At 60.4% G+C, this 20,441-nt stretch carries 20 protein-coding genes and 2 tRNA genes; 7 read left to right on the top strand and 15 right to left on the bottom strand.

All coding sequences use genetic code 11. The features are described 5' to 3' along the window. Positions 1–202: 202 nt before the first annotated feature. The 8 genes from murB to D8U60_RS09540 all read right to left on the bottom strand — a co-directional run bounded on the left by murB (position 203) and on the right by D8U60_RS09540 (position 7,059). Positions 203–1,222 carry a UDP-N-acetylmuramate dehydrogenase gene (murB, locus tag D8U60_RS09575; RefSeq protein WP_130899993.1) on the bottom strand — a complete coding sequence of 340 codons (1,020 nt, stop codon included), beginning with the start codon at positions 1,220–1,222 and terminating at the stop codon, positions 203–205. Further along, the gene (locus tag D8U60_RS09570) at positions 1,219–1,683 is read right to left on the bottom strand and encodes a low molecular weight protein-tyrosine-phosphatase (protein ID WP_073472251.1); all 465 of its coding nucleotides are present in this window, start codon (positions 1,681–1,683) and stop codon (positions 1,219–1,221) included. The genes murB and D8U60_RS09570 overlap by 4 nt, the downstream gene beginning before the upstream one ends. Next, the gene (kdsB, locus tag D8U60_RS09565; RefSeq protein WP_071173223.1) at positions 1,683–2,447 is read right to left on the bottom strand and encodes a 3-deoxy-manno-octulosonate cytidylyltransferase; all 765 of its coding nucleotides are present in this window, start codon (positions 2,445–2,447) and stop codon (positions 1,683–1,685) included. The genes D8U60_RS09570 and kdsB overlap by 1 nt, the downstream gene beginning before the upstream one ends. Further along, the gene (locus tag D8U60_RS09560) at positions 2,444–2,629 is read right to left on the bottom strand and encodes a Trm112 family protein (RefSeq protein ID WP_003179363.1); all 186 of its coding nucleotides are present in this window, start codon (positions 2,627–2,629) and stop codon (positions 2,444–2,446) included. The genes kdsB and D8U60_RS09560 overlap by 4 nt, the downstream gene beginning before the upstream one ends. A 23-nt stretch (positions 2,630–2,652) precedes the next feature. Continuing rightward, positions 2,653–3,663 (bottom strand): tetraacyldisaccharide 4'-kinase, encoded by a 1,011-nt coding sequence (lpxK, locus tag D8U60_RS09555; RefSeq protein ID WP_122880418.1) that lies wholly within the window; start codon positions 3,661–3,663, stop codon positions 2,653–2,655. Beyond that, positions 3,663–4,091, bottom strand: a complete 429-nt coding sequence (locus D8U60_RS09550; protein WP_016771006.1) for a biopolymer transporter ExbD — start codon at positions 4,089–4,091, stop codon at positions 3,663–3,665. The genes lpxK and D8U60_RS09550 overlap by 1 nt, the downstream gene beginning before the upstream one ends. After that, positions 4,088–4,723 carry a MotA/TolQ/ExbB proton channel family protein gene (locus D8U60_RS09545; protein ID WP_016771007.1) on the bottom strand — a complete coding sequence of 212 codons (636 nt, stop codon included), beginning with the start codon at positions 4,721–4,723 and terminating at the stop codon, positions 4,088–4,090. Before D8U60_RS09545 ends, D8U60_RS09550 begins: the two co-directional genes overlap by 4 nt. A 101-nt stretch (positions 4,724–4,824) precedes the next feature. Then, complete coding sequence (locus tag D8U60_RS09540) at positions 4,825–7,059, bottom strand: DNA internalization-related competence protein ComEC/Rec2 (RefSeq protein ID WP_130899992.1); 2,235 nt, start codon at positions 7,057–7,059, stop codon at positions 4,825–4,827. A gap of 136 nt (positions 7,060–7,195) precedes the next feature. Between D8U60_RS09540 and D8U60_RS09535 the strand changes: the two genes are divergently transcribed. Next, complete coding sequence (locus D8U60_RS09535; protein WP_016770668.1) at positions 7,196–7,714, top strand: DUF2062 domain-containing protein; 519 nt, start codon at positions 7,196–7,198, stop codon at positions 7,712–7,714. 152 nt (positions 7,715–7,866) lie between these two features. Here D8U60_RS09535 and D8U60_RS09525 read toward each other — a convergent pair whose 3' ends face one another. The 4 genes from D8U60_RS09525 to D8U60_RS09510 form a co-directional block, all read right to left on the bottom strand. Next, a complete protein-coding gene (locus tag D8U60_RS09525; RefSeq protein ID WP_056788203.1) occupies positions 7,867–8,646 on the bottom strand; it encodes an ABC transporter permease in 780 nt (259 codons plus the stop codon). Further along, on the bottom strand, positions 8,643–9,575 hold the full coding sequence (locus D8U60_RS09520; protein WP_095181611.1) for an ABC transporter ATP-binding protein: 933 nt from the start codon (positions 9,573–9,575) through the stop codon (positions 8,643–8,645). Before D8U60_RS09520 ends, D8U60_RS09525 begins: the two co-directional genes overlap by 4 nt. A gap of 133 nt (positions 9,576–9,708) precedes the next feature. Then, on the bottom strand, positions 9,709–10,332 hold the full coding sequence (locus tag D8U60_RS09515) for a glutathione S-transferase (protein WP_024013937.1): 624 nt from the start codon (positions 10,330–10,332) through the stop codon (positions 9,709–9,711). 43 nt (positions 10,333–10,375) lie between these two features. After that, the gene (locus D8U60_RS09510) at positions 10,376–11,035 is read right to left on the bottom strand and encodes a transglutaminase family protein (protein WP_122700207.1); all 660 of its coding nucleotides are present in this window, start codon (positions 11,033–11,035) and stop codon (positions 10,376–10,378) included. Positions 11,036–11,282: 247 nt separating this feature from the next. On the opposite strand from D8U60_RS09510, the gene D8U60_RS09505 reads away from it, so the two are divergent. Both D8U60_RS09505 and D8U60_RS09500 read left to right on the top strand, forming a co-directional pair. Next, a complete protein-coding gene (locus D8U60_RS09505) occupies positions 11,283–13,730 on the top strand; it encodes an acyl-CoA dehydrogenase (RefSeq protein WP_130899991.1) in 2,448 nt (815 codons plus the stop codon). A 73-nt stretch (positions 13,731–13,803) separates the two neighbouring features. Next, complete coding sequence (locus tag D8U60_RS09500) at positions 13,804–14,211, top strand: PA2817 family protein (RefSeq protein ID WP_122700209.1); 408 nt, start codon at positions 13,804–13,806, stop codon at positions 14,209–14,211. Between the two features lie 643 nt (positions 14,212–14,854). On the opposite strand, the gene D8U60_RS09495 is transcribed toward D8U60_RS09500, so the two are convergent. Then, positions 14,855–15,853: a LysR family transcriptional regulator gene (locus D8U60_RS09495; RefSeq protein WP_024013940.1), complete on the bottom strand. Its 999-nt coding sequence runs from the start codon at positions 15,851–15,853 to the stop codon at positions 14,855–14,857. Between the two features lie 89 nt (positions 15,854–15,942). Between D8U60_RS09495 and D8U60_RS09490 the strand changes: the two genes are divergently transcribed. The 4 genes from D8U60_RS09490 (at position 15,943) to D8U60_RS09475 (ending at position 19,997) form a co-directional block, all read left to right on the top strand. Further along, positions 15,943–16,569, top strand: coding sequence for a hypothetical protein (locus tag D8U60_RS09490; protein WP_073472234.1), 627 nt, complete (start codon positions 15,943–15,945; stop codon positions 16,567–16,569). Between the two features lie 90 nt (positions 16,570–16,659). Then, the gene (locus D8U60_RS09485) at positions 16,660–17,430 is read left to right on the top strand and encodes a 2OG-Fe(II) oxygenase (protein WP_122700212.1); all 771 of its coding nucleotides are present in this window, start codon (positions 16,660–16,662) and stop codon (positions 17,428–17,430) included. 1 nt (position 17,431) lies between these two features. Continuing rightward, complete coding sequence (locus tag D8U60_RS09480; RefSeq protein ID WP_016773667.1) at positions 17,432–18,070, top strand: LysE family translocator; 639 nt, start codon at positions 17,432–17,434, stop codon at positions 18,068–18,070. A gap of 187 nt (positions 18,071–18,257) precedes the next feature. Next, a complete protein-coding gene (locus tag D8U60_RS09475) occupies positions 18,258–19,997 on the top strand; it encodes a dipeptidase (protein WP_130899990.1) in 1,740 nt (579 codons plus the stop codon). A gap of 135 nt (positions 19,998–20,132) precedes the next feature. Here D8U60_RS09475 and D8U60_RS09470 read toward each other — a convergent pair. Both D8U60_RS09470 and D8U60_RS09465 read right to left on the bottom strand, forming a co-directional pair. After that, a tRNA-Gly gene (locus D8U60_RS09470) sits at positions 20,133–20,208 on the bottom strand. A 2-nt stretch (positions 20,209–20,210) separates the two neighbouring features. Next, positions 20,211–20,286: transfer RNA gene (locus tag D8U60_RS09465), tRNA-Glu, on the bottom strand. Positions 20,287–20,441 lie beyond the last annotated feature (155 nt).

The following is a 20,441-nucleotide window of genomic DNA, read 5'->3' as shown; positions in this document are numbered from 1 at the left end:
GATTGCAGCTCGCAACCGCGCCTTGGGTGAAGCAAATGATTGGTATCGTTAGGCGGCTAAGTTAACCCAGCATTAACAAAAAAGCCCTGCTTATACAGGGCTTTTTAGCTGCAAGTTTCTAGCTACAAGCTGCAAGCAAGAGCGGCAGATAGCTCATGACGCAGTGCAGCTTGCCGCTCGAAGCTTGAAACTTGCAGCTGCTTCAATACCGATTGGGCTCCATTTCCAGTTCGACATGAAACCGTTCGGCGATGTCTTTCTGGATACGTTGCGCCAGGTCGAGCAGTTGCAGGCCGGTGGCCGTGCCGTAGTTGACCAGCACCAGCGCCTGCAACTTGTGCACGCCGGCGTCGCCATCGCGAAAACCCTTCCAACCGGCGCGTTCGATCAGCCAGCCAGCGGCCAGTTTCATCTGCCCATCGGCTTGCGGGTAAGCCACCAGATCCGGGTGCTGCGCTTTGATCTGCGTGACGACAGCGGCGGGCACCAGCGGATTCTTGAAGAAGCTGCCGGCATTGCCGAGCACCGCCGGGTCCGGCAGTTTTTCACTGCGGATGCTGCAGATGGCGCGGCTGACATCGCTGGGCGTCGGCTGCTCGATGCCCTGCTCGCTCAGGCGCTGACGGACCGGGCCGTATTCCAGATGCAGGTGCGCTGCGCGATCAAGCTTGAAGCGCACCCGCAGGATCAGCCAACGTCCCGGCTGCTGCTTGAACACACTGTCGCGGTAGCCGAAATTGCACTGCTCCAGGCTGAAATCCCGCAGCTCGCCGCTCTCGCGGTCCAGCGCAGTCAGGCCGGCAAACACGTCCTTGATCTCGACACCATAGGCGCCGATGTTCTGCATCGGCGCGGCGCCGACGGTGCCGGGAATCAGGCTGAGGTTTTCCAGCCCGGCAAAACCCTCGGCCAGCGTGTGCTGCACGAACGGATGCCACGGTTCGCCCGCTTCCGCCTCGACCACCACGCGACTGCCATCGTCGCTGAGCACGCGGGTGCCGCGCGTGGCCATGCGCAATACCAACGCCGGAATATCCGCCGTCAGCAGCAAGTTGCTGCCACCGCCGATCACCAGCAACGGCACGTCATGGGACGCGGCATAGGCCAGCGCTTCGCGGACATCGTCATCACTGTGGGCTTCGGCAAACAGCTGCGCGCGCACATCGACGCCGAACGTATTGAAGGCCTGCAAAGATACTTGCGGTTGCACCTGCAAACTCATAAACGGCCCTTCACTTCGATCAGCAACTGGTCGCAGGCCGCTTCGATCAGATCCAGCACCTGCTCGAAACCCTGATCGCCGTCGTAATACGGGTCCGGCACTTCATCGACCAGCCCGGCATAACGACGCAGGAACAGATCCAGCTCGGCCCTGCCGGTGGATGGCTGCAAAGCCTTGAGGTTGCGCAGGTTGCTGTTGTCCATGGCGAGGATCAGGTCGTAGCTGGCGAAATCGGCCCGGCTGACCTGCTGCGCGCGTTGCGTCGACAGGTCATAACCGCGCAGTTTCGCCGCCGCCTGGCTGCGCTTGTCCGGCGGGTTGCCGACGTGCCAGTCACCGGTGCCGGCGGAGGCCACTTCGACCGCATCGGCCAGCCCGGCTTCACGCAACTTGTGGCGCAACACGCCTTCAGCGGTGGGCGAACGGCAGATGTTGCCCAGGCACACAAACAGAACGCGCATCAGGCCCCCAGCAGGCGACGAACCCGCTCAAGGTCTTCAACGGTGTCGACACCGGTCGGCGGCGCGATCAGCGCGTCGGCAACATGGATACGCACGCCGTGCCACAAGGCACGCAGTTGCTCAAGGGATTCGGTATTTTCCAGCCAGCACGGCCCCCAGCTCACGAAGTCGTGGAGGAACCCGGCGCGATAGGCATAAATACCGATGTGGCGACGATAGGGCACGCCTTGCGGCAGCTGCTCGCGGCTCTTGGCAAATGCATCGCGAGCCCAAGGCAAGGTCGCGCGGCTGAAAGTCAGGGCCAGACCGTTGATATCGCTGGAAACCTTCACAACGTTGGGGTTGAACAGGGTCTCCACGTCTTCGATCGGCTCAGCCAGCGTGGCCATGCGCGCTTCGGTGTGGGCAGCAAGGTTGGCGGCGACCTGGTCGATCACGCTTGGCGGAATCAGCGGCTCATCGCCTTGGACGTTGACCACGATCGCGTCAGGCGCAAGGCCCAGTTTAGCCGCGACCTCGGCCAAACGATCGGTGCCGGAGTTGTGATCTTCACGGGTCAGCACCACTTCGGCGCCAAAGCTTTTGCACGCCTCGACGATGCGCGCGTCATCGGTGGCAACCACGACGCGGGTCGCGCTGCTTTTGCTCGCCTGTTCCCAGACATGCTGGATCATCGGTTTGCCGGCAATATCCAGCAACGGCTTGCCCGGCAGACGGGTCGAGGCGAACCGCGACGGGATGACAACGGTGAAGGCTGTGGTCATTTATCCAGACGCTCGTCGGTGGTCAGGGTGCGCGCTTCGCTTTCCAGCATCACCGGGATGCCGTCGCGGATCGGATAGGCCAGGCCGGCGCCCTTGCTGATCAGTTCGGTCTTGTCGGCGCTGAGCTTGAGCGGGCCTTTGCACACGGGGCAAGCGAGGATGTCGAGCAGTTTGGTGTCCATGAACATTCCCAGAAATAAAAGAGTTAAGGCAGCAGACGATCCGGCAACAGGCGCATCAGCTGAGTGTCGAACCAGGCCACGAAGGCTGGCGACGGCACGGCATCGACCGCCAGATACCACCAGTCGGCAGCAGCAAAGGCACGGCACTTCACCGCGTCCTTTTCGGTCATCACCAACGGCAATGACGGGGTGAAATTCAACGCCTGCACGCTGTACTCGGCGTGGTCGGCAAATGCATGGGCGATCGGCCGCCAGTCTAGCGCTTCGAGGGTATTGAAGAAACGTTGCGGGTTGCCGATCCCGGCCACCGCATGCAGCGCTTGCCCGGGCGGAAAATGCTCGAGCGACCGACGTTCGCCGCTGCGCAGGTTGACCAGCGCTGTGGGTTGCAGGCGAAAGGCGAAACCATCGTCGCGATCATCAAGGGCACCGTTGAACAGCACGCCATCGACGCTTTGCAGGCGCTCTACCGGCTCCCGCAACGGCCCGGCCGGCAGACAGCGCTGGTTGCCCAGGCCACGTGCAGCGTCGATCAGCACCAGTTCCAGATCCCGCGCGAGGCGATAATGCTGCATGCCGTCGTCAGACAGAATCAGGTCGAGCGGCTCACTGGCGATCAAGGCTTTGACGGCGGCGCTGCGATCAGGGTCGATCATCAGCGGCACGCCGGTGCGCTGGACGATCAGCAACGGCTCGTCACCGGCAATCTCGGCGCTGTGCTCGGCCTCAACCCGCCACGGCAGTTGCGGCGGTTTGGCGCCGTAACCGCGACTGACCACGCCGACGCGCAGTCCACGGCGTCGGCAATGATCGATCAGCCAGAGAATCATCGGCGTCTTGCCGGTGCCACCGACGGTGATATTGCCGACCACGATCAACGGCACCGGCGATTGGTAGATTTCACCTTCGCCGTCGAGAAAGCGCTGACGCTTGTTGATCACCACACGGCGATACAGCATTTCCAGCGGTCGCAGCAGCGTCAGGGCCGGATGCCCCTGATACCACGCGGCGAGCAGGCGATCGGACAGGCTCATCAGGATTTCGGCGCCGCCTCGACCGTGGTCATGCGCAGATGGCTGAAACCGAGCTTGCCGGCCGCGTCCATGGCGGTGATCACCGATTGATGCTGGGCCTTGCCATCGGCACTGATCGACAGCGGCATGTTGGTGTCGCCGTTGGATTCTTTCTGCATGGCTTCCATCAGCGTCGCCAGATCATTCTTCGGCAGAATCTTGTTGTTCACCGAGAACACGCCTTCGGCACTGATCGCGACGTCCAGCTGTTTGACCTGCTGATCTTCGGCAGGCGAACCGCTGACCGCTTCCGGCAGATCCACGCGCAACTGGGTTTCCCGAGTGAAAGTGGTAGTCACCACGAAAAACAGCAGCAGGATAAACACCACGTCGATCAGCGACGCGAGGTTGATGTCCACGGTTTCCCGGGGCTTGCGACGGAATTTCACGCTTTGCCCTCGGCCAGGTCGACATCACGGTCGCCCTGCACCACTTCCACCAGTTTGATCGCTTCCTGCTCCATGCCGACCACCAGCTCGTCGATACGACGTTGCAGGAAGCGGTGGAAGAACACCGCCGGGATACCGACCATCAGGCCCGCTGCGGTCGTGATCAGCGCTTTGGAAATACCGCCGGCCAATACCGAAGCATTGGTGGTCATGCCGGAGCCGGTGAAGGCACTGAAAATGTCGATCATGCCCAGCACGGTGCCGAGCAGGCCGAGCAGCGGCGCCATGGCGGCGATGGTGCCGAGCGCGTTGATGTAGCGTTCGAGTTCATGAATGACCCGCGCGGCGGCCTCTTCGATGCACTCTTTCATGATCTCGCGACCATGCTTGGAATTGGCCAGGCCTGCGGCGAGGATTTCCCCCAGCGGCGAGTTGGCGCGCAATTCCTTGAGTTTTTCCTTGTTGAGCTGCTTGTCCTTGATCCAGACCCAGACCTGACCCAGCAGATGCTCGGGGGTGACGCGACTGGCGCGCAGTGTCCACAGGCGCTCGGCGACGATCGCCATGGCCGCGATGGAACTCAGAATGATCGGCAACATCATCCAGCCGCCGGATTTGACCAATTCCCACACAGTGACAGTCCCCTCGAAAAAGTGCGCCACTTTACCATACCGATCCGCGATTAAGAGTCGCCGCCCCGACGACCGTGAGGTGGCACTCATGCTGGCACCGATCAACGGCCAGCCACCGGCGGATCGCGCCAGAAACGCCGCTGTTGACGCATCGTCCACGGCGGTTTGAAGCTGCCCAGTTGCAGATGAATGGCACCTTGTTCGGCGCTGTCGTAGATGCGCAGGCCCTGTTTGCGATAGCGCGCCAGCACGGTCGGATGCGGATGACCGAAGGAGTTGCCGTGGCCACGGGAGATCAGCACCGCTTCGGGCTGCAAGGCTTTGAGCAGGGCCATCGATGATGAACTGCGGCTGCCGTGATGTGGCGATTGCAGCCACTGCGTCGGCACGGCCAGCGGGCTGTCGAGCAGAATGCGCTCGGCATGAGTGTCGATATCGCCGGTGAGCAGCAGGCGTTCGCCGTTGGCTTCGATCTGCAAGACACAGGAGCGCTGGTTACTGTCATCGGCCGCCGACCATTGCCAAAGCTGGAACTGCACGCCATCCCACTGCCACTGTTCGCCACTTGCGCAGGCTTCGGCGTTCAGCTCCGGCGGCAGGTTTGGCGGATCGCCGCTGACCACTCGGTGCACGTTGAAGCCACGCATGACCGCCCGGGCGCCGCCAGCGTGATCGGCGTCAGCGTGGCTGAGCAGCATCAAATCGAGCGCTTGCACATTGAGTTTACGTAACGCTGGCAGCACCACCCGCTCGCCGAGATCGAACTCGCCGAAACGCGGGCCGGCGTCATAGAGAAGCGCGTGATGGCGGGTGCGAACAAGGATGGCCAAGCCTTGGCCGACGTCGAGTTGCCAGACATCGGCCCGCCCTTCTTCTATTCGCTCTTGAGGCGTCAGTGCCAAGAGCAACAGCAGCGGCCAGCCCAATGGACGCATCGGCACGCCTCGGGGCAACAGCAATAAAATCGCGCCAAGGCTGCCCAGGACCAAAGCCCAAAATGGAATGGCGGCAGGTATCCACGCCGGCCATTGCCCGGCAATCAGCGCCAGCCCGATAAACAGCCAGTCGATCAAACCACCGGCCAGCCACAGCAGTCCTTCGCCAACATAAGGCACGGGCAGCAATAGCGTGCCGAGCAATGCCGGCGGCAGCACCACGAGGCTGACCCACGGAACGGCCAGCAGATTGGCTACAGGCCCGCTGACGCTGATGGGCAAGCTCAGCGCCAGCAACACCGGACACAAGCCGATTGCGATCAGCCACTGCGCGCGGGTCCAGGTCTGCCACCAGCGCCAGGCCCCCAGCCGCCCGCCGAAAGTGAAGATCAACACTGCCACCGCCGCGAAGGACAGCCAGAAACCTGGACGCAAACTGGCCAGCGGATCGAACAACAGCACGCCATTGAATGCCAGCAATAACGGCCACCATGCGCCGAGATGACGAAAACGCAGGCGCCACAGCAGCACCAGCGCCACCATCACGCAGGCGCGCTGCACTGGCACATCGAAACCGGCGAGCAAGCCGTAACCCAGCGCCGCCCCGAAGGCCAGGCCACACGCCCACGGCAACCATGGCCAGCGCACCGGCCAGATTCCGAAACGCGCCAGCCCGGCGACCAGCAGATACATCACCGCCGCCAGCAAACCGATGTGCTGGCCGGAGATCACCAGCAAATGCACGGTGCCGGTGTCTTGCAGCACCTGCCAATCCTCGCGACTGAGGCCTGAACCGTCGCCGAGCACCAGCGCTGCCAGCGCGCCCTCGCGCCCTTGCGCATCCACCGCCAGCAGGCGTTGGCGAACGCCGTCGCGCCATGCATACCGGGCCTCAGCCAGGCGCTGGCCATCCTTGATCGTGCCGGTCGCCCCGATCCGTTGCGCCAGCAGCCAGGCCTCGTAATCGAAGGCGTCCGGGTTGAGCAAGCCACTCGGGCGCTTCAACTTCACCGCCAGACGCCAATGCTCACCACTATTCACCGCCGGCCCGGCGTACCAGGCCAGGCGCAGCAGCGACGGCAGCTTTTCGTGGCGTGAACGCGCATCAGCCAGCTCGAAACGCACCACGCCATCGTTGTGTTGCGGCAAGCCGACCACTCGCCCTTCAAGCCAACGGGTCTCGCCGTCCAGGCCCGGTGGCAAGCGGTCAGTCAGCGCCCACTGCGCACTGAAACAAGCCCACGTGAAACCAAACAGCAAAAAAGCCAATGGATAGCTGCGAAACGGCAGCAGCATCAGCGCCACCACTGGCAGCACTACCAGCAAGCCGACCGGCGGCAAGGCCGGCAATAAAACCGGGGCCAGCAGACCGACTGCCAGCGCCATCATCCCTGTGCGCATATGCCCGTCCTTGAGAGTCCCCTCCTTAGGCATAGCGGGTGTGCGGCACCACCGTCGTCAACAATTGTCACAAAGTCTGAATGGGCGGTTCGTAGAATCCAGACATACTTGCCGCCTTAACCGACCGAGAAGCCTTATGCCCCGGCGCTTATTCAAACGTTACATGCCCGACCCGACGAGCATCAGGGAACACAAATCCTTACGCTTTCTCGGCACGTTGCTGCATGACCCGAACCTCTGGCATCTCAACCGCCACTCGGTCGCCCGGGCGATGGCGGTCGGCCTGTTTGCGGCATTCCTGCCGATCCCGGCACAGATGCTGGTGGCGGCGGCATTGGCGGTGATGGTGCGCGGCAATATGCCGATCGCTGTGAGTCTGGTCTGGCTGACCAATCCGATCACCATGCCGGCGGTGTTTTTCTGCACCTACCAGGCCGGGGCGTTCCTGATGGATGTGCCGGCGCGGCATCTGCCGGACGAGCTGACCTGGGAATGGATCAGCGGTGAGCTGTCGACATTGTGGCAGCCGTTTTTGTTGGGCTCGGTGGTCGTCGGTCTGGTGCTTGGCGTCCTCGCCTACTTTCTGGTGATGCTGTACTGGCGCTGGTGGGTGGCGCGGCAATGGCGGCGGCGCAAGAAAAGCCGGCAGAAATGAGTGCAAAACGGCCTCCGCGATGGGAGGCCGTTTTTTTGTTGTCGGACGTCGACTGTAGGAGCTGCCGAAGGCTGCGATCTTTTGATGTTGCTTCAAAAGATCAAGATCAAAAGATCGCAGCCTTCGGCAGCTCCTACACGATATCGCGTGCTTCAGGTACGCATCCCGCGCCCGCTCACCAGCAACCGCGCACAGCCGAGATACAGCACCACGGTCGCCACCAGCATGAAGGTGATGGCGATGCCGATACGGATATCCGAGACACCTAGGATGCCGTAGCGGAACGCGTTGACCATGTGCAGCACCGGGTTGGCCAGCGACACGGTCTGCCAGAACGGTGGCAGCAAAGTGATCGAGTAGAACACGCCGCCCAGGTAGGTCAGCGGAGTCAGCACAAAGGTCGGAATAATCGAAATATCATCGAAGTTGCGCGCAAACACCGCGTTGATGAAGCCCAGCAGCGAGAAGATTGTCGCGGTCAGCACCACTACCAGGATGGTCACGCCGAGGTGATGCACCTGCAGATGAGTGAAGAACAGCGACAGGATCGTCACGATCAGACCCACCGCCAGACCACGCAGCACACCACCAATGGTGAAGCCGATCAGGATTGTGTGCGGTGACACCGGCGAGACCATCAGCTCTTCGATCGAGCGCTGGAACTTGCTGCCGAAGAAGCTCGAGACCACGTTGCCGTAGGAGTTGGTGATCACCGACATCATGATCAGACCCGGCACGATGTACTCCATGTAGGTGAAGCCACCCATGTCGCCGATCTGCCGGCCGATCAGGTTGCCGAAAATCACGAAGTACAGAACCATGGTGATCGCCGGCGGCAGCAACGTCTGCGGCCAGATCCGCATGAAGCGTTTGACCTCGCGGTAGACGATGGTTTGCAGGGCGACGAGGTTGGGACCGAACTCGGAACTCATACCGCCACCTTCGACAGATTTTTCTCCACCAGGGACACGAACAACTCCTCAAGGCGATTGGTTTTGTTGCGCAGGCTCAGCACTTCGATGTTCTGTTGCGCCAACTGGGTGAACAACGCCGTGATGCCCATGGATTTATCGACCTGCACTTCCAGGGTGTGGCCGTCGAGCAATCGGGCCGGGTAGCCGAGCAATTGCGGCGCAACGTGCAAGTCGTGTTTCAGGTCGAGCAAAAAGGTTTCCACGTGCAACTGGCCCAGCAACTGTTTCATGCTGGTGTTTTCGACGATGGTGCCGTGGTCGATGATGCCGATGTTGCGGCACAGCTGCTCGGCCTCTTCCAGATAATGCGTGGTCAGGATGATGGTGATGCCCTTCTGATTCAGCTCGGTGAGGAAGGTCCACATCGAACGGCGCAGCTCGATGTCGACGCCCGCAGTCGGTTCATCAAGAATAAGCAGACGCGGTTCGTGCACCAGTGCACGAGCGATCATCAAACGACGTTTCATGCCGCCGGACAGCGAACGCGACGGCACATCACGCTTGTCCCACAGCCCCAGCTGGGTCAGGTACTGCTCGGCGCGTTCCTTGGCGACTTTCGCCGGAATGCCGTAGTAACCGGCCTGGGTCACGACGATGTCGAAGGTCTTTTCGAACTGGTTGAAGTTGAATTCCTGCGGCACCACGCCGATCGAGCGCTTGAGCGCCGCCGGGTTCTTGTCCAGGTCATTGCCGAAAATATTCACGGTGCCGCTGGTCTTGTTGACCAGGGTCGAGAGGATGCCGATGGTGGTGGATTTGCCGGCGCCGTTGGGGCCGAGCAAGGCGAAGAAGTCACCTTCGGCGACGTCCAGATCGATACCACTCAAGGCCTGGAACCCGTTGCCGTAGGTTTTGGTTAGCTGCCGGATGGACAGAGCGGAACTCATATCGGATTTACGCACCAAGAAGGAAGGAAAGAAGTAAATAAGGGCGGGCGGCGAGGGAAACAACCGCGGCGCAAGTTCGCAATGGTGCTTGCCGCCGCCGCACAAGTACAGTCAAGTGTGTCGATAGTAATTATCAAGTCAACGCGGTCATGACCGCTTTCTGATAGGCCGGACGCTGTTTCAAGCGTTCATACCAGGCTTGCAGATGCGGTTGCGGCGCGCGCTCGATGGGCATTTCGAACCAGGCATAAATGAAACTGCCCAGCGGGATGTCGCCCATCCCGATGTCATTGCCGGAGAGATAAGGCTGGCTGATCAAGGCATGGTCGGCCATGTTCAGCAATTCATCGCATTCCTTGATCGCGGCGTTGATCGCCTTCCAGTCCTGCTTTTCGGCAGGCGTACGCAGCACACCCCAGAACACCGTGCGAAACGGCCCGGCGAAACTGGAAGTGGTCCAGTCCATCCACTTGTCCGCTGCGGCGCGGGCTTGCGCATCCGCCGGATACCAAGCGCTGTCCGGGGCGTGTTTGGCCAGCAGATAGCGCACGATGGCGTTGGATTCCCACAGCACGAAACCGTCATCCTCGATCACCGGCACCCGGCCATTGGGGTTCATCGCGCGGTACTCGGGCGTGTCGACCACACCGAACGCGCCGCCGGCATCGATGGCCTCGTACGCCAGGCCCAGCTCTTCGGCAGCCCACAAGGGCTTTCTGACGTTCGATGAATTTTTCCGTCCCCAGATCTTCAGCATGACCGCCTCTTTGCAAGTGAGTGGACGGCCAGCATACGCCGGATCAGGTGCGACTCAAATCGGCCTGCATATCGCCCAGCAGCACCGGCAGTTGCTCACTGAACAGATGCGGATAGCACTTTTGCAGGTGCTCGAAGAAGAAGGTTTCCGGCACATCGGTGAACTGGCCGTGATCGAGCAGATACTCCATCAACTGCGCGCCGTCACGGTTGAACGGGTGGAAAACGCTGTCATTGATGCCGTCGAATTCCAGCGCTGCGACGTTGAACAACTCGCACAGTTGCTGGTTGAACGCTGGCGTCGCCTTGACCCAGCGACCATCGAGAAACAGTTCGGTGTAGCCATGCATGGCGAACACATCGCTTTTCAGCAACTCGAGCAGACGTGGCGTCGACAGATGATTGCGCACATCGGCCAGACCGATGCGCGCCGGGATCCCGCAATGCCGGGCACAACCGGCGAGCAGCGTGGCTTTCGGCACGCAGTAACTCTCCCCTGCTGCCAGTGCGTAACTGCCGCGCAGGGTTTGCGGATCACGGCTGAAGGTGTACGGGTTGTAGCGCACCGCCTCGCGCACGGCGTAATACAGACTCATCGCCTGCTCACGCGGATCATTACTGGCACCGCGATGCTGCTCGGCGAACTCCACCACTGCCGGGTGGTCACTATCGATGAAGCGGCCGGGGCTCAGATACTGGTGCATGACGGCAATCTCCTGGATGAGTCACGAGTCTAGCGACAGCTTGAGCACAGAGATAACGACGTTTCGGCCAAACCTGAAAGCAAAGCTGCGCAGCAACGAACGATTTCCCACACGTGTTGCCCACCGAACCTACGAAAACCATCCGGGGTTTCCCACGATTTCAATCACCATGCTCTGACCACCCTTATTTGCAGATGCCGTCTAAGCTCTGGAGGGTCGATTTGCCTTGGTTCACGGAGGACTGAATATGCTGTTGTTGTGGATACTGGTTTTGATCGTCGGCGTGGCGTATCTCGCCCATCGACGCATCGCCCCGCTGCCCGCGTTGGGCATCGTTGCGGCCTATCTGGTCGCCATGGGGATTTTCAGTCACGCGCCGGGCTGGCTGCTGTTTGTCTTCTGGGTCCTGTTGGCGGTAGTGGCCGCGCCATTGTTGCTGCCTGACCTGCGCCGCAAGCACTTCACCGCGCCGCTGTTCAACTGGTTCCAGAAAACCCTGCCACCGATGTCGCAGACCGAACGCGACGCGATCGATGCCGGCACCGTATGGTGGGACGGCGAGCTGTTCAGCGGCCGTCCGGACTGGGACAAACTGCTGTCCTATCCAAAAGTGCAACTGAGCGAAGAAGAACAAGCCTTCATCGACGGGCCGACCGAAGAGCTCTGCGCAATGGTCAGCGACTGGCAGATCGGCCAGTCCATGGACCTGCCGCCCGAGGCCTGGACGCACATCAAGGAACACGGCTTTTTCGCCCTGATCATTCCCAAGGAATACGGCGGCAAAGGTTTCTCCGCCTACGCTCACTCCCAAGTGGCAATGAAACTGGCGACGCGCAGCGGTGACCTCGCCTCTACGGTGATGGTGCCCAACTCCCTCGGCCCGGCCGAATTGCTGCTGCATTACGGCACCGACGAACAACGTAATCACTACCTGCCGCGCCTGGCCCGTGGCGACGATATCCCGTGCTTCGCCCTCACCGGCCCGCTGGCCGGTTCCGACGCCGGCGCGATGCCCGACACCGGGATCATCTGCAAAGGCCAGTGGGAAGGTGAAGAAGTCATCGGCCTGCGCCTGAACTGGGAGAAGCGCTACATCACCCTCGGCCCGGTCGCTACCCTGCTTGGCCTGGCATTCAAGGCTTATGACCCGGATCACCTGCTCGGTGAAGAGGAAGACCTCGGCATCAGCCTGGCGCTGATCCCGACCGATACCGCAGGTGTGGAAATCGGTCGTCGTCACCTGCCGCTGGGCGCCGCGTTCATGAACGGCCCGAACTCCGGCAAGGACGTGTTCATTCCGCTGGACTACCTCATCGGTGGTCAGGAAATGCTCGGCAAAGGCTGGATGATGCTGATGAACTGCCTGTCGGTCGGGCGTTCGATCTCGCTGCCAGCCGTGGGCACCGGCGCGGCCAAGTTCACCAGTCTCGTCACTGGTCAGTACGCGCAGATTCGCGAGCAATTCAACGTACCGCTGTCCGCGTTCGAAGGCATCCAGGAAGCCATGGCGCGCATCGGCGGTAACGCGTGGATGATGGACGCCGCCCGCATGCTCACCGCCAACGCGGTGGACCTGGGGGAAAAACCATCGGTGCTGTCGGCGATCCTCAAATACCACCTCACCGAACGCGGCCGCGAATGCATCAGCCACGCCATGGATGTGCATGGTGGTAAAGCGATCATCATGGGGCCGAACAACTACTTGGGCCGCAGCTGGAACGGCGCGCCGATCTTCATCACCGTCGAAGGCGCGAACATCCTGTCGCGCAACCTGATGATCTTCGGTCAGGGCGCGATCCGCTGCCATCCATTCGTGCTCAAGGAAATGGCCCTGGCCGGTCGCCAGGACAAAGACCAGGCGCTCAAGGAATTCGACGGCTTGTTGCTCAAGCACATCGGCTTCGCCGTCAGCAATGCCGCCAGCACACTGGTGCTGAACCTCGGCCTTGGTCACTTTGAACATGCGCCGGGCGACAGGATCAGCCAAGGCTACTTCCGCGCGCTGAACCGTCAGGCCGCCGCATTCGCCATGCTCGCCGACTTCAGCATGATGCTCCTGGGCGGCGAACTGAAACGCCGCGAACGTCTGTCGGCTCGCCTCGGCGACGTGCTGAGCAACCTGTATCTGGCCTCCGCCGCGCTCAAGCGTTATCACGACCTGGATTCGCCGGCGTACATGGAACCGCTGTTCCGCTGGGCCATGGAAGAAAGTCTCGGCCAGTCGGAGCGTGCGCTGGATGAACTGCTGAGCAACTTCCCGAACAAAGTCTTCGGCTGCCTGCTGCGGGCCATCGTCTTCCCGTTCGGGCGCCGTCACAAAGGCCCATCGGACAAACTCGGCGCCGAAGTCGCTGCGGTCATCGGTCGCGCCAAAGGCGATCCGGCCCTCGAAGAACTGCTCGCCGGCTGCTACCGCCCGCAATCGGCGGAAGATGCCGTGGGCGCGCTGCAACACGCCAGCGACCTGCTCAATGCCGCGCAACCGCTGCACAAGAAACTGCACACCGCACTGAAGAGCGGCCAGGTCAAACCGGCAGCCGGCGAACACGCCATCGATGCCGCGCTGGAAGCCGGCGTACTGCAAGCCGTCGAAGCGCAAAGCCTGCGCGACGCCGAAGCGGCCCGCCGCAAGGTGATCGACGTCGATGATTTTGCCAAAGAGGAACTGACCCAGGCAGCGGGCAAAGTCCGCTGATCCCGGTTTATGTGAAAAAACGGCGCGAGGGCTTTATACTCCCGCGCCCGTTTTGCTCTTGAGGACTTATCTCGTGTCCAACGTCGTTGCCGATCATCTCGTGTTGCTCGACCACCTGCGCAGTATCCTGGTCGCCGTAGGTGAGGCCGAACAAGTGCCCGAAGAAAGCCATGCCCTGTTCCTCGAGCGCTTCGACGAACTGCTGGCCTCCCTGCCGATCGACCCTATCGAAAGCCAATACCTGGGCCAGGACATCCTCACCCAAGTCATCAGCCGCTACCCGCAAATCGCCCACCTGATCCCGCGCGACCTGCTGTGGTTCTTCGCCGGCGACTGCCTGCACTACCTCTCCGACGAAGAAATCGACGTCTACCAGGCCCTCGAAGAACGCCGCTACGAAGCCGAACAGAACGACGAACCGTTTGACTGGAACCAGGAAAAACAACTGCTGGCCATGTCTGCGCAGGACAGCAAGCATTGATATTCGTCAGGTAATCGAAAGGCCCGCACTGGTAATTCCATGCGGGCCTTTTTTCTAGATCAAAAACACCCTCACCCTAGCCTCCCGGAGGGAGAGGGGACTGACCGAGGTGTTTGGGCGAGTTACGTCGATGTGAAAGTCCGAGTTGAACTCAGAATTTGAAAAGCACACAAATCAGCTCCCTCTCCTCGGGGAGAGGGCTGGGCTGAGGGGCGAATCCACCACAGATCCAAAGCAGACCACACGCTTTTCACCACTCAAAACAATGAGCGCAAGCTCGAGTACCGCTTTTGATCTTGATTCACAGGCGACGTCGGAAGGCTGAGTGGAGGGATTGATCCGGGCGTGGGAGCGCAGCGACCGTACGACGCAGTCGTACACAGCGGAAGGAGGTGCAGCGAAGCAAACCGTAGCCGCTGCGCCCGGATCAGTCCCGGAGCGAAGGAACCCGAGCCTGCGAGGGCCGAACGCAGGAGCAAGCCTTTTCGGTTACCTTTTTGCTGGGCCGGCACTCCGGCGTTTGGAAAAGGTGACTCGCCGTAAGGGCGAAACCGCCAGCCGCAACACCCGCAGAAACGGATATACACCCAAAACCCCAAGAACCTGGTCGGCCCCAAGGCCGCCAAGTCCCACCAAAAAAACCTCAAAGCAACCCCTCACTCTCCGGCAGCTCATACGCCACAGCCGCATTGCTCCCACCGGCAGATTTCCCGGGCCTACCCAACGTCGGCTCCTTCTGCAAACACTCCACCAGATAATCAATGAACACCCGCAACTTCGGCGGCAAATACCGCGTCGGCGAATGCAGCAGCCACAACCCACCATGATAAGAGGCAAGAAACGTCCAGTCCGGCAACACCTGCACAATCAACTTCTGCTCCAATGCGTAACGCGCCGTGAAATACGGCAGACTGCCAATCCCGATATGCTGCAACACCGCCCCCAAGCGCACGCCCGTGTGATTGGCGGCATAACGCCCACGCACCCCGACCGTGACAGCTTTACTGCCCTTCTTGAACTTCCAGCGCGCATCGCTCGGCGTTTCGCCCAGATAAATACAACTGTGGTTGAGCAAATCGTGAGGATGCGTCGGCGTGCCATGTTCGGCCAGGTATTGCGGCGTGGCGCAAAGCAAATGATCGATGGTCAGCAACTGCCGCCCGACCAGACCCGCCGGCGGACGATCAGTGATGCGAATCGCCAGATCGACATGATCATCGATCAGATCGACCTGACGATCTTCCAGCAGCAACTCCACATCAACCTTGGGATAGCGACGCAGAAACTCCGGCATGTGCGGATGAATCACAAAGCGCCCCACCGCTTTTGGCACGCTGACCCGCACCAGACCTTCGGCTTCGTGGGTGAACTGGCCGCTGATTTCCATCACCGATCTGGCCGCGCTGACCATTTCCTGGCAACGCTTGAACACCTCTTCGCCGCCATCGCTCAAGCGCAGTTTGCGCGTGGTGCGTTGCAGCAGGCGCGTGGCCAACGCCTTTTCCAAGCGGGAAATACTGCGACTGACCGCCGAGGGTGAGGAACCCATCTGCCGCGCCGCTTCAGAGAAGCTGCCGGTCTCGACAACCTTGACGAAAATCGCCATTTCACCCAGCAGCGGCAGCGGAAGATTGATGCTCACGACGCACAAGTCCTTTGATGTTCGAATGGATTATCACGTTATTGCACGATTCATATAATAAAAACAGAACTTCGATCAGGGCATGGAATATGACGCTTCGCCTGTTTTTTCACAGTGACGACCTCAAGGCGAATGTCGAAGTCCTCGACTGCACACCCCACGAGAACGAATTCGCCGTAGTGCTGCGCGCTACCCTGTTTCACCCCCAGGGCGGCGGTCAGCCTTGCGACACCGGCTGGATCGGTGAAAGCCGGGTGTCGCGCGTGGTGCAGGAAGCGGAGTGCATTGTGCATTTCGTCGACCGCCCGCTGCCGCTGGGCATGACCGTCATCCGCATCGATGAAGAGCGCCGCCGCTTCAACACGCGCATGCATTCGGCCGGGCACCTGATCGGTCATTTCATTCAGGCCATGGGCTGGATGCCGATCAAAGCGCACCACTGGCCGGACGAAGGCCGGGTGCAATTCAAACCGGGCGATGGCGCAGAAGAAGTCGATGCGCCAACCGTGCAAACCGGTATCGAGCAGTGGATCGAACACGATCTGCCGCGTCTGACTTCACTGCGCGAGGGCGCGCGGGAAATCAGTTTCGGTGAGCTGCCAGCCTATGGCTGCGGTGGCACCCACGTACGCAGCCTGAAGGATCTGGGCACAGTCACGATCGCGTCGCTTTCGCAGAAGAAAGGCACGCTGTCCGTCCACTACAGCGTGGATTGAGCATTTCGGACGCTGCCATCGCGCAGCGCCCGACGCCGGGGAACCGCACTCGCCGGTTCCGTTGACTATCGATAGATGGACCTAAAACAAATGATGCTAGACGTCGAGCGTCTCGATGAGACGTGCATAAAAAAACTGGCCAACGAAGAAGTCCTCGCCATCCGCGTCAAACGCTTTCTGCCCGAGCCGCTGGCGATCGAGATCGGCGACAAGATCCTCGCCCCGGGCTTTGAAGGCTACATCAACGCACCGAGCATCGGCCGCATCGGCATGGCCTTTTACGAGGCGGAAAACCAGCCGCTGCTGATCGAGGATTACTTCGAACGCGCCACTCGCAACATCGACGAACTGCGCCAGCGCTGCGCGCCCTACTCTTCGCCGATCGACACGTTGCGCTGCATGCTCGACGAATCCTGGCCCGCGGGCGCGCATCTGGAAAATCTCTACGGGCGCAAGATGTATGTCGGCTTGTCGCGCGTGGTCAAACCCGGCGTGTGCTTTCTTGCTCATCACGACATCTTCGCCAAGGACGCCCCGGACAGTTTTCAGGCGCGCAGCCTCGAGGCGCAATTCGCCTGCAACGTCTACCTGAACATGCCCACCGAGGGTGGCGCCTTGCAGATGTGGAACGACCACATCACCCCGGATCAATTCGACGAAATGCGCGGCGACAGTTATGGCATCGAGCCGTCGCTGCTGGGGCCGCCCGCCCTCGAAGTACGACCGCAGCCCGGCGATTTCATCATGTTCAATTCGCGGCGCATGCACTCGGTGACTCCGGGCGTGGCCGATCCGCGTTTGAGCCTGTCGTTCTTTGTCGGCTATCGCGGCAATGCCTCCCCTCTGACTTTCTGGAGCTGACATGCTTTCCAATTACCTGGGCGAGTTTCTCGCATTGGCCACCATCCACTTTCTCGCCGTGGTTGCACCCGGCCCGGACTTCGCCGTGACCATCCGCCAAAGCGTGCGCTTCGGTCGGCTCGTCGGCATCTGCACTGCGCTGGGCATCGGCGCGGGGATTTCCGTGCACGTGCTGTATACCCTGCTCGGCGTCGGCGCCTTGATGCACACCACGCCGTGGCTGCTCACCGTCGCCAAAGTTGTCGGTGGGGCCTACATCCTCTATCTGGGCGTCAGCCTGATTCGCAGCAAACCGAAGAGCAGCGTCGAAGGCGAAAAAACCGCCGATGAGCCGCTGGTTGAACAGTCACTGTTCAAGGCATTCAGCACCGGTTTTCTGACCAACGCGACCAACCCCAAGGCCACGCTGTTTTTTCTGGCCATCTTCACCACGATCATCAGCGCCAGCACACCGCTGCAGATCCAGGCGTTCTATGGCTTGTGGATGTGCTTCGTCAACGCGCTGTGGTTCGTGATCGTCGCGCTGTTTTTCTCCAGCAACAAAGTGCGCCTGCTGTTCATGCGCCTTGGACACTGGTTCGAGCGCAGCATGGGCGTCATCCTCATTCTGTTTGCCGGACGCCTGATGCTGTCGATGTAACTCGCACAAAAAAAGTCCCGGCATCAGTTGCCGGGACTTTTTCATTTGTGCGCCTCTTTTGCATTTCTGTGCGACAGATCAAGTTTGTGACTCCCGCTTCACCTGCTCATGGTGGTAGGTTGCAAAATGTTTCTGCCGCAAGCGTCAGACATATTTTCCCAATCTCTAGCAAAGGAATGCCTGTTACATGGTCTTTTCCCTGAAAAAACTGGCCGCTGCCACGCTCGTCATGGCCAGCCTCACCGCGTTTACCAGCACCGCACAAGCCAACATCACTGCCGAGCAAAGTGCAGCGATTCTGAAATCCTTCGACGGCAAGAATCTGACGGACTTCCGTAGCTTTCTTGGCAGCCTGGCGAAAAGCGACCTGGCCAAGACGGATAAGCTCAACCCGTCCATCAGCGCCTTCCTCGACAACAAGACTCTGAACGCCGAACAGCAGAATGAAATTCACCGTCTGCTGGGCATTTATACCCGCGTGAAATATGGCAAGGCCGCGCTGGAAACCCTGCGCCAACTCGTCGAGATCCCGACCTTCCGCAAGGACGGCGTGGAGCAACACGACAACCCGGAATTCATCAAGATTGCCGGCGAGATCCAGAAACTCGCCGAATCCTTCGGTTTGAAGTTCCGCAATATCGATAACCGTGTCTACGAAATTTCTCTGGACGGCAAAGGCGACGAAGTCGTTGGCATTCATGCCCACGCCGATGTGGTGCCGGTGACGCCGGAAAACTGGGTGCTGAAGGACGGCACCAAACTCGACCCGTTCAAAGTCACGCTGATTGGCGATCGCATGTACGGTCGTGGCACCGAGGATGACAAGAACGCTATCGTCGTGGCGCTGTACGCCATGAAAGTGATCAAGGACGAGAAACTGCCACTGGCGCGTAACTTCAAGTTGCTGGTCGACACCACTGAAGAAACCAGCGGCGATGCCATTCCTTATTACTTCGAACGCAACCCGACGCCAACCTACAACATGGCGCTGGACGGCGGTTATCCGGTGGTGATCGCCGAAAAAGGTTACGGCACTGTCATGGCCAACTTCGCCAAACGCAAAGGTGAAGGCAACGGCGCGGAAATCATTTCGATGACTGGCGGCAAAGCGACCAACCAGATTCCGTCCGCTTCGGTGGTCACACTGGTAACCGACAAGCCAGCCGAGCTTGCCGCCAGTTTGCAAAAAGCCGGCGACGCTTATGCCAAGGCCAACGGCGGCGATTTCGAAGTCGCGGCAAAGGTTGATGGCAAAGACGTCAAACTGACCGTGACGGGGGTTTCTGCGCACTCCTCCGAACCAGAGTCCGGCGTCAACCCGGTCGCGCGGATGCTGAGCTTCATCAACAGCCTGGACGGCAAAGTCGCGCTCAAGCACAACCAGTTCACCGATGCCGCGCGTTATGCCGATGACAACTGGGGCCTGGACTATCTGGGCAAAAAACTCGGCGTGGGCTTCTCCGACTCGTTCATGGGGCCACTGACCACCTCGCTGACCTACGTCGGTGAGGATGACAAAACCTTCAAACTGGCGGTGAATCTGCGAGTGCCGAAGGGTAAATCCCCGGAAAAGCTCAAGACTCAGATCGCCGAGAAACTGGACGCCTGGAGCAAGAAGACTCACGTTGCCGTGGCGTTCGATTACTCGGTGGCTGAACCGATGTATCGCAACCCCGAGGGTGAGTGGGTCAAGGCGCTGCTTGCCGTAGCCAGCGAAAACCTCGGCATGAAGTCGGAATTCGGTACTTCCGCCGGCGCGACTTCGGTTCACGAATTGCCCAACGGCGTGCAATTCGGCCTGGCGCGACCTGAAGCCAAGTACACCGGCCACACCGATGGCGAATTCAAGACCGTCGATCAGTTCCTGCTGGATCTGCAGATCGTCACGGAAATGATGGGGCGTGTCGGGCAGTTGCCGAAGCTGTAAGCACGGCCTGAGCCCGATCATTGATGACCGGGCGCAAAATAAAAAAGGACCTGTGAAAAGGTCCTTTTTTATTGCCGCCACAAAACGCGCACAAACAAAAACGCCGATCATCACTGATCGGCGTTTTTGTGAAATTGGAGCGGGAAACGAGACTCGAACTCGCGACCCCGACCTTGGCAAGGTCGTGCTCTACCAACTGAGCTATTCCCGCATTGGCGTCCCCTAGGGGACTCGAACCCCTGTTACCGCCGTGAAAGGGCGGTGTCCTAGGCCACTAGACGAAGGGGACACGCTACCCGGAACACATGGTGTGTGTTTCGGTGTCCAGATCCGCATCCGAAGACTTGGTTCTGGTTTCACTCAGCACCGCCCGAAAGCACTGCTGTTTAAAATTGGAGCGGGAAACGAGACTCGAACTCGCGACCCCGACCTTGGCAAGGTCGT

Source organism: Pseudomonas sp. Sample_11 (assembly GCF_004307505.1).
In the GTDB taxonomy this organism is placed as follows: Bacteria; Pseudomonadota; Gammaproteobacteria; order Pseudomonadales; family Pseudomonadaceae; genus Aquipseudomonas; species Aquipseudomonas atacamensis.
The sequence above is the reverse complement of the archived record's forward strand: the minus strand, read 5'-3'. Positions and strand labels throughout refer to the sequence as shown.